Consider the following 9,220-nt stretch of genomic DNA (forward strand, 5'->3'; position numbering starts at 1 on the left):
CCGGGCGAACACCCGCTGCGGCGGCAGCCGGTCGCCGGGCCGCAGCCGTCCGGCCGCGATCGCCGCGGCCAGTTCGTCGGCCACCCGCAGATAGTCGTCCATCGCCCGCTCCCGACCTCATTGCCCTGAGTGCATTTCATGCTATTGCCTGGCAAATGCACTGAGTGGAAGCCTCGGTGCATGGTGGAGAGAACGGCGTTGCTGGGGGTGGCGTCCATCGCGCTCGGGATGGTGCTGTCGCCGGGACCGAACATGATGTACCTGGTCTCCCGGAGCATCGGGCAGGGCCGGCGCGCGGGGCTGATCTCCCTGTTCGGGGTCGCGACCGGGTTCCTGGTCTATCTGGCGGCGGCCAACCTCGGGCTGGCCGTGCTGTTCGCGGCCGTCCCCGAACTGCTGACCGCGCTCAGGATCGCGGGCGCCGCCTATCTGCTCTGGCTGGCGTGGAAGACCGTCAAGCCGGGCGGGGCGTCGGTCTTCGCCGTCCAGGAGGTGCCCGCGGACCCGCCGGGGCGGCTCTTCGCGATGGGGCTGGCGACGAACCTGCTCAACCCGAAGATCGCGATCCTCTATGTCTCGGTGATCCCGCAGTTCGTCGACCTGGACGGCGGCGCGGTCGTGCTCCAGGGACTGGTGCTCGGCGGCGTCCAGATCGCGGTGGCCGTCGCGGTGAACCTGTCGATCGTGCTCGCGGCGGGCTCGGTCGCGGCGTTCCTGGCGGGCAGACCGCCCTGGCTTCGCGCTCAGCGCGTCGCCATGGGCGGCCTGCTCGGTGTGCTGGCCGTCCTGCTGGCCTGCAAGGTGAGCTACTCGTAGGCCGCTCCGGCCTCCTGGAGCACCTCCAGCAGCCGGGCCGGATCGTAGGGCGCGGGCTCGCCCGGCACGTAGGTGACCGAGGTGAGGGCGCCGGTGAACGGGTAGGCGCGGTGCCGTTCGTAGACCGGCCAGGAGACCGGGTTGCGGCGGTCGGCGCCGACGTCGACGCCCTGGGCGGGCGCCATCCCGAACAGCATCAGCACCTCCGGCAGCACCGCCCGCTCCACGCCGTCGACCAGGACGGTGAACCGCCAGCGGAAGTCCGGGATCGCCGCCGCCCGCAGCACGAGCTCGTGCTCACCGGGGGCCAGGGTCCCCGCGTCGACGTCCTGGAGCAGGCCGTACTCGTTGTAGGCGAACACCAGCCGGCCGCCCTCGACCCGCAGGTGGTAGCCGCTGCCCTGGTCGCCGTGCGCGAACAGCACGCCCTCGTCGCCGTCGGCCGAGACCAGCCGGGTGACGACGTCGAACGAGCGGAACGCCGTCAGCTTCGCCGACCGGTACCGTTCCAGGCTCGGCGTGCCCGGCAGCAGCGTCACCGGACGGCTGAACCGCGCGTCGGCGGGCGGCCGCGCCAGGAAATGGCGCGGCCCGTCGGGCAGCGGGAAGACCCGGTTGTCCCACGCGGCCCGCTCCCACGCCTCGGCGAGCTCCTTGACCAGGTCGGGACGGTCCGCCGCCAGATCCCGCGTCTCGGTCGGATCGGTCCTGATGTCGTAGAGCTCCCACGGATCGTCGTCGATCCGGCCGCCCTGCCGGTGGTGGGTGACGAGTTTATGGCCGTCCCGGTAGTAGGAGCGGTTGCCGGTCATCTCGGCGTACTGCTCCGGATGGGTGCTGCCCGCCGACGCGACGCGCAGCGGCCCGGTGAAGGCGAAGCCGTCGAGCGGCCGGGCCGGGCGGCCGTCGCGCTCGGCAGGCCGCTCCACCCCGGTGAGCTCCAGCAGGGTCGGGAACAGGTCCGTGACGTACTGGTACTGGGCGCGGATCTGACCGGCCTGCTCGCCGAGCCCGTCCGGCCAGGACAGGACGAACGGAACCCGCACCCCGCCCGCGTGGGTGTTGCCCTTGTACAGCCGGAACGGCGTGTTGGACGCCATGCCCCAGCCGCGCGGGTAGTGGACGGCGCTCTGCGGCCCGCCCAGCGAGTCCAGATCGCGCGGCACGTCCTCATGCCATTCGCCGGGCAGCAGCGGGCTCTTCGCGAAGTTCTTGAAGTAGCTGCGGGTGCCGCGCGCCCCGCCCTCGCCCGTCCCGCCGTTGTCGGAGGTGAACACGACGATCGTGTTGTCGAGCTCGCCGAGCGCCTCCACGGTCGCCAGCAGCCGGCCCAGATTCTGGTCGACGTTGTCGACCATGCCCGCGTAGACCTCCTTGAGCCGCGCGAACAGCTCCCGGTCCTCCTGCGGCAGCGACTCCCACGCCTCGACGTCGTAGTTCCGCTCGCTGTTGCGTTCCGGCAGGACGGTGCCCTCGGGGAACAGCCCGTCGGCGAGCTGCCGGGCGAACCGCTCCTCGCGGACGGCGTCCCAGCCGCGGTCGTAGCGGCCCCGGTACTTGGCGATGTCGTCGGCCTTCGCCTGGAGCGGCCCGTGGACGGCGCCGTGCGCGAAGTACAGGAAGAACGGCTTCGCGGAGTTGGCGCGCAGCCCCTTGAGCTGGCCGATCGCCTCGTCCGTCAGATCGTCGGTGAGGTAGTAGCCGTCGGGGTAGGCGTCGAGCTCGACGGGCGAGTTGTCCCTGACCAGATGGAACGGGAAATGCAGGCTGGTCAGGCCCTCGAGGAACCCGTAGAACCGGTCGAAGCCGCGCTGGAGCGGCCAGGACCGCTTCGACGCGCCCTCGTTCATCGTCGAGTCCTTGGTGAGGTGCCATTTGCCGACCGCGTAGGTGGCGTAGCCGCCCGCCCGCAGCGACTCGGCGAGGGTCGGGACGTCGTCGGCCAGCTCCAGCGCCCAGCCGGGGAAGCCGGGGTCGGCGTTGGCCACGAACCCGAACCCGGCGTTGTGCGGGTTCAGCCCGGTCAGCAGCGACGCGCGCGACGGCGAGCAGAGCGGGTTGGTGTGGTAGTTGGTGAACCGGACACCGCGCTCGGCGAGCCGGTCGAGATGCGGGGTGTCGATCTCCGAGCCGAACGGGCCGATGTCGCTGAAACCCATGTCGTCCAGGAGCACGACGATCACGTTCGGGGCGCCCTCGGGAGCCTGGGGCTGGGGCCGCCACCACGGGACGGACTCGGCGACCGTCCGCCCCACCGTGGCGCCGTGTCCCGTGTAGTCGCGGGTCGTCACGGCGCGACCGCCAGGGAGTCGAAGCGGTTGTCGAACTCGGCGGCGACGTTGAGCTTCTTGGGCAGCAGGCCCAGGCCCTGGTAGGCGTCGGCCTGGTTCTGCTGGGCCGCGATCACCGTCTGGTCGATCTTCACCGGGACATAGCCGCTGTTGATCAGGAGCTGCTTGGCGAGGGGCTCGGGGATCTTGTTGAGCGTCGCGTAGGTGCCGGCCCAGGTGTCGAGATTGGACTGCTGCCACACCTGCGCGGTGTTGATCCGCTTGACGTAGTCGGCGATCGCCTCGGCGGTCTTCGGGTCGTCCAGGGCCTTCTGGCGGGCGAGCTGCACCCAGCCGTCGACCTGGAGGCCCGCGCCGGAGACCAGCACCCGGGCGCCCGTCTGGGCGACGGCCTGGGTGACATAGGGGTCGATGGTCGTCCAGGCGTCGACGTCACCGCGCTTGAACGCCGCGAACGCGTCGGTCACCGGCAGGTCGACGGGCGTGATGTCCTTGTAGCCCAGACCGTTCTTGCCGAGCGCCTTGATGGTCAGGTACTGCAGGATCGTGCCGTTGGTCAGCGCGACCTTCTTGCCTTTGAGCTCGGCGACGCTCTTGATCGGGGAGTCCTTCGGCACCAGGATCGCCTGCGCCGACTTCGTGGCGTCCTTGAGCTGGTAAGCAGCGACGATCTTGATCGGGGTGCCGGCGGCCTGGGCGAAGATCGCCGGGGTGGTGGCGGTGAGGCCGATGTCGACCGCGCCCGCCTTCTCGGCCTCGACGAGCTGCGGGCCGGCGGGGAACAGACTCCACTCGATCTTGTAGCCGGGCAGCCCGTCGAGCTGGCCCGCGGCCTTGAGCAGCGCCTCCTGGGTGTTGGCGGTGCCCAGCACGCCGACGCGGAGCGTCACGGCGCCGTCGGTCGAGGACGGGGAGTCGGACTTCCCGCTGCAGGCCGCGGCCGTGAGCGCGACGGCGACGGCGGTGGAGAGGGCGAGGAGACGCTTCACGGGAGGAGCTCACTTTCGGGGACGTGCACGCCGAGTTCGGCGAGGAGCGTGGTGTGCAGTTCGGCGAAGGCCGCGCTGTGGCGGTGCCGGGGATGGGGGAGGTCGACGGGCAGATCGAGCGAGAGCCGCCCGTCGGTGAGGACCAGGACGCGGTCGGCGAGCAGGATCGCCTCGTCGACGTCATGGGTGACGAGCAGCACGCCCGGGCGGTACCGGTCGCACAGCTCGCGCAGCAGCGCGTGCATCTTGATCCGGGTCAGCGCGTCGAGGGCGCCGAACGGTTCGTCGAGCAGCAGCAGGTCGGGGGAGTGGACCAGGGCGCGGGCGAGTGCCGCGCGCTGTGCCTCGCCGCCCGACAGAGTGGACGGCCAGGCGCGCTCGTGGCGCGCAAGGCCGACCTCCTCGAGCAGGGCGCGGCCGCGGTCGCGGGGGACGTCGCCCTTCAGCCCGAGGACGATGTTGTCGAGGACCCGGGCCCAGGGGAGCAGACGGGCGTCCTGGAAGACGACGGCGCGACGTTCCGGAACGCTGATCTGCCCGCTGTCGTCCGGGTCGATACCGGAGATCGCGCGCAGCAGGGTGGTCTTGCCGGATCCGCTGCGGCCGAACAGCGCGACGAACTCGCCGGGCTCGATCCGCAGGTCGACGCCGTCGAGGACGGTGCGGTCACCGAACGCCCTCCGCACCCCGGCGACGGTCGTGGCGGCCGGGGCCTTCCGCGGCGGGGCCGGCCGCTTGGACGTCAGCTTCCCTCGAAGGTCGGTCGCCATGACAGCGCCCTCCTTTCCACGAACACGACCAGGGCGTTGGAGCCGAGGCCCAGCAGGGCGTACACGATGAGCCCGACGACGATCACGTCGGTCTGGGAGAACGAGCGGGCCTGGTTCATCAGGAAGCCGATCCCGCTGGTCGCGTTGATCTGCTCGCTGACCACGAGGACCAGCCACGCGATGGTGACCGAGAACCGCAGCCCGACGAAGAACCCGGGCAGCGCGCCCGGCAGCAGGATCCGCCGGATCAGCGCGATCCGGCCCAGCCCGACCACCTTCGCCAGCTCGACGTACCGGGGGTCGACGCCCCGGATCGCGGCATGGACGTTGATGTAGACGGGGAAGGTCGTGGCCAGCGCCACCAGGAAGATCTTGACCTCCTCGCCGATCCCGAACCAGACGATCGCCAGGGGCACCAGCGCGAGCACCGGCATCGACCGGAGCATCTGGACGACCCCGTCGATCAGGTCCTCACCGAGCCGGAACAGGCCCGAGACCAGCGCGAGGAACGTTCCAGTGGCGACGCCCACGGCCAGCCCGATCAGGGCGCGGCGCAGCGACACCCACAGGTTCGCCTGGAGGTCACCGTCGGCGATCATGTGCCAGCCGGTCTCGGCGACCGTCGCGGGCCCGACGATGAGCTGCGGGTCGAGCCAGCCGGCGGAGGAGGCGAGCTGCCAGAGCGCGAGGAACAGCACCGGCCCGAGCAGCCGGCGCGGCGAGCCCTTCATCGCGGCACGTCGCCCACGATCGAGGCGCGCTCGGCGACGCGCACGTGCGGGTGGTAGTCGGACGCGGCGTAGTGCCAGGTCGCCCGGTTGTCCCAGAACGCGACGTCGTCGGCCTCCCACCGCCACCGCACCTGGTACTCGGGCGCGAACGCCTGCCGGAACAGCAGCCGCAGCAGCTCCTCGCCCTCCTCGGCGGGAAGCGACGGGATGTGCGTGGTGAAGATCCCGTTGACGAACAGGGTCTTGCGGCCGGTCCTCGGGTGGGTCCTGACGATCGGGTGCTCGACCGGCGGGAACTCCTCGCGTTTGGCGGCGGCCAGCTCGGGGCCCAGCAGCCGGCCGAACGCGGGGAAGAAGTCGTGGACGGCCGTCAGCCCGTCGATCCGCTCCTTGAGCTCGTCGGTCAGATTGTCGTAGGCGACGCCCGCGTCGGCCCAGAGTGTGTCGCCGCCGCCGTTCGGCGGGACCTCGACCAGCCGGAGCACCGAACCGAGCGCGGGGTTGCTCCGCCACGTGACGTCGGTGTGCCAGAGGTTCTCGTAGCCGCCGACGTTGGCGTCCTTGGCGAACCTGACGACGTCCTCGCTGGCGCCGCTGGGCAGGAACGGGTGGGTCTCCAGCGGGCCCCAGTTCAGCGCGAAACCGCGGTGCTGCTCGTTGGTGATCCGCTGCTTGCGGAAGAACAGCACCTTGAACTCGAGTAGCGCCCGGTCCAGCTCGGCGAAGACCTCGGGGGTGAGCGGTTCACGGAGGTCGACGCCACCGATCTCCGCGCCGATGACGGGCCCGAGCGGCCGCACGGAGAAGACCTCGTACGGGCGCTCCTCCTGCCCTTCCGCCAGCCGCCGCAGGGCACGCGGCCCACTCAGCCCCCACCGCCCGGCCAGATCGACTTCCACCACTGTCATCGCGTTCCTCCCAGAGTGTCGCTTTCCAGGCGGAACATTTTCCTACTTAGCCGACTTTGTCAACCAATCAAGTAGGAATAGCCGGGGCTCACCCGGCCATCAGCCGCGCCCCGGCCGGGCTCAGGCCAGGAGGATCTTGACGCGGAGGAACTTCTCGACGGTGGCGATGTCGATGTAGAGGCCCTGGCGGGGTTCGCATGGAACTTGCCTCCCGAGCCGCGCCTCGACCTGAGCGCCGCGAGCCGGACATCGTCTCCGCCGATGCGAAACCTAGGTGGTCTGGCCCTGGGTGGGCCCTGACGTCCCGGATGGCATTCCGGTTCATCCTGGTGGAATGCCCGTTCGATAAAGGCCGTGCGAAGGAATGGCGAATTCGCGCCGAACGATCTGGTGACCACTACTCGAAGGCGGATTTGAAGAGTGATTACTCACGTCTGCTACCGGCCGGTTTGTTAGCTTCGCGGAAAGCTGAACAAAGGAGAGTGATATGTCGGCTCGGACCGCGGAGATGTCGGGGAAACGATGGATAGACCATTGGGAGCCCGATGACGAGGCTTTCTGGGAGGCGACGGGACGTGCGGTCGCCACCCGTAACCTCGTATTCTCGATCTTCACCGAACATCTGGGATTCTGCGTCTGGCTGCTCTGGAGCATCGCGGTCCTGTCGCTGCCCCGGGTCGGGATCACGTTGTCGGTCGGGGAACTGCTCTGGCTCACGACCACGCCCAACCTCGTGGGAGCGCTCGTGCGCGTGCCCTATACCTTCGCCCCCGCCCGGTTCGGCGGCAGGAACTGGACCATCGTTTCGGCCCTGCTGCTCCTCATCCCGTGCGGACTGTTCGTCTACGCCGTCCAGAACCCGGACATCCCCTTCTGGGCGCTGCTGCTCATCGCCGCGACGACGGGCCTCGGCGGCGGGAACTTCGCCTCCTCGATGGCCAACATCACCCATTTCTACCCCGCCTCGCGGCAGGGCCTGCCCCTGGGCTTGAACGCGGCGGGCGGCAACCTGGGGACCTCGGTCACCCAGCTCGCCATGCCTCCGCTGATCGTGGCCTTCGGCCTGGTCGCGGTCGGCCTGGTCTGGATACCGCTGCTGCTCTTGGCCGCCGCGTGCGCCTACTTCTTCATGAACAACCTGAAGACCGCCTCCTCCGCCTACACGGCGCGGGAGATGGCGGCCATGTGCCGGCGGTCCCAGACGGTCGTGATGTCCGTCCTCTACATCGGCACCTTCGGCTCGTTCATCGGGTACGCCTTCTCGTTCGGTGTGCTCATCAAGGCGCAGTTCCCGGACGTGAAGGGCGCGAACTTCATCTGGCTCGGAGCCTTCATCGGCTCGGTGGCCCGCCCCTTCGGCGGCTGGCTGGCCGACCGGTTCAGCGGCGCCCGGGTCACGATGATCAACTTCCTGGCGATGGGAGCGGGCGTGGCGCTCGTCGCCCTCGCCGTGAACGCGGGCAGCTGGCCCGTCTTCCTGGCCGCCTTCCTGTTCGTCTTCGCGACCACGGGAATCGGCAACGGTTCGACCTACCGCATGATCCCCGCCATCTACCACGCCCAGGCGCACGCCGACGTGCGGTCCGACGACGCGACGGCGGTCAGGAGGGCCACGGCCCGCGGGCGCAGGGACGCCGCCGCCGCGCTCGGCATCTGCTCGGCGGTCGGCGCCGCGGGCGGGGTGCTGATCCAGCAGGTCTTCCGGCTCTCCCTGGAGAACACCGGCAGCATCAGCGCGGCGCTGAGCGTGCTCGCCGGGTTCTACGGGCTGCGCGTCGCCCTCACCTGGTTCTTCTACCTCCGTACGCGCTTCGCCATCAAGACGGTGCCGAGCCTGGCCGGAGCGGACGTCTGACCATGACGGCCACCCACTGCCCCTACTGCGCGCTGCAGTGCGGGATGACGCTGTCCGCCGCGCCGGTCGAGGTCGCGCCCCGGGCCGACCGGCCCGGCGCCCACGCCGGTCTCTGCAAGAAGGGATGGAGCGCGGCCGAGCTGCTCGGGCACCCGGAGCGGCTGACCACGCCGCTGATCCGGGAGCACCGGGGCGCCCCGCTGCGCCCGTGCGGCTGGGACACCGCCCTGGACCGGGTGGCCGCCGGAATCCGCCGCACCCGGGACCGCCACGGAGACGACGCCGTGGCGGTGTTCGGGGGCGGCGGGCTGACCAACGAGAAGGCCTACCAGCTGGGAAAGTTCGCGCGGATCGCGTTGCGGACGGCGAACATCGACTACAACGGCAGGTTCTGCATGTCCTCGGCGGCCGCGGCCGGCAACCGCGCGTTCGGGGTGGACCGGGGGCTGCCCGTGCCCCTGACCGACATCGCCGAGGCCGACACGGTGCTGCTGGCGGGCGCCAATCCCGCCGAGACCATGCCGCCGTTCATGCGGCACACAGCGGAGATGAGGTCGCGGGGCGGGTCGCTGATCGTGATCGACCCGCGCCGTACCGCCACCGTGGCGCAGGCCGACCTGCATCTGCAACCCGTCCCGGGAACGGACCTGGCGCTCGCCAACGGGCTCCTGCATCTGGCCGTCACCGAGGGGCTCGCCGACCTCGCCTATCTCGAGAGCCGGACCGAGGGGTTCTCCTCCGTCCTGCGGGTGGCCCACACCTACTGGCCGGAACGGGTGGAACGTCTCACCGGCGTGCCGCTGCCCCGGATGCGCGAGGCGGTGCGGCTGCTCGCCGGACGGGCCGCCGCGGCCGGGCAC

The 9,220-nt window shown here is 70.5% G+C and carries 8 protein-coding genes; 3 read left to right on the forward strand and 5 right to left on the reverse strand.

Annotated features, from left to right (window positions below; all coding sequences use genetic code 11):
- Positions 1 to 180: 180 nt before the first annotated feature.
- On the forward strand, positions 181 to 816 hold the full coding sequence (locus ACYVE7_RS22385) for a LysE family translocator (protein ID WP_460366957.1): 636 nt from the start codon (positions 181 to 183) through the stop codon (positions 814 to 816).
- Here ACYVE7_RS22385 and ACYVE7_RS22390 read toward each other — a convergent pair.
- From ACYVE7_RS22390 to ACYVE7_RS22410, 5 genes are read right to left on the reverse strand one after another with little or no spacing between them, the layout of a single operon-like run.
- A complete protein-coding gene (locus ACYVE7_RS22390; protein WP_460366958.1) occupies positions 807 to 3,107 on the reverse strand; it encodes an arylsulfatase in 2,301 nt (766 codons plus the stop codon). The two genes, ACYVE7_RS22385 and ACYVE7_RS22390, sit on opposite strands and share 10 nt — an antisense overlap.
- On the reverse strand, positions 3,104 to 4,096 hold the full coding sequence (locus ACYVE7_RS22395) for an ABC transporter substrate-binding protein (protein ID WP_460366959.1): 993 nt from the start codon (positions 4,094 to 4,096) through the stop codon (positions 3,104 to 3,106). Before ACYVE7_RS22395 ends, ACYVE7_RS22390 begins: the two co-directional genes overlap by 4 nt.
- Entirely contained in the window at positions 4,093 to 4,866 is a 774-nt protein-coding gene (locus ACYVE7_RS22400; protein ID WP_460366960.1) for an ABC transporter ATP-binding protein, read from the reverse strand. Before ACYVE7_RS22400 ends, ACYVE7_RS22395 begins: the two co-directional genes overlap by 4 nt.
- Entirely contained in the window at positions 4,839 to 5,597 is a 759-nt protein-coding gene (locus ACYVE7_RS22405; protein ID WP_460366961.1) for an ABC transporter permease, read from the reverse strand. Before ACYVE7_RS22405 ends, ACYVE7_RS22400 begins: the two co-directional genes overlap by 28 nt.
- On the reverse strand, positions 5,594 to 6,505 hold the full coding sequence (locus ACYVE7_RS22410; RefSeq protein WP_460366962.1) for a TauD/TfdA dioxygenase family protein: 912 nt from the start codon (positions 6,503 to 6,505) through the stop codon (positions 5,594 to 5,596). The genes ACYVE7_RS22405 and ACYVE7_RS22410 overlap by 4 nt, the downstream gene beginning before the upstream one ends.
- A 487-nt stretch (positions 6,506 to 6,992) precedes the next feature.
- On the opposite strand from ACYVE7_RS22410, the gene ACYVE7_RS22415 reads away from it, so the two are divergent.
- Positions 6,993 to 8,360 carry an MFS transporter gene (locus ACYVE7_RS22415; RefSeq protein ID WP_460366963.1) on the forward strand — a complete coding sequence of 456 codons (1,368 nt, stop codon included), beginning with the start codon at positions 6,993 to 6,995 and terminating at the stop codon, positions 8,358 to 8,360.
- 2 nt (positions 8,361 to 8,362) lie between these two features.
- A partial coding sequence (locus ACYVE7_RS22420; RefSeq protein WP_460366964.1) for a molybdopterin oxidoreductase family protein occupies positions 8,363 to 9,220 on the forward strand: 858 nt, incomplete at its 3' end.

The sequence above is a fragment of the Actinocorallia lasiicapitis genome (assembly GCF_054778695.1).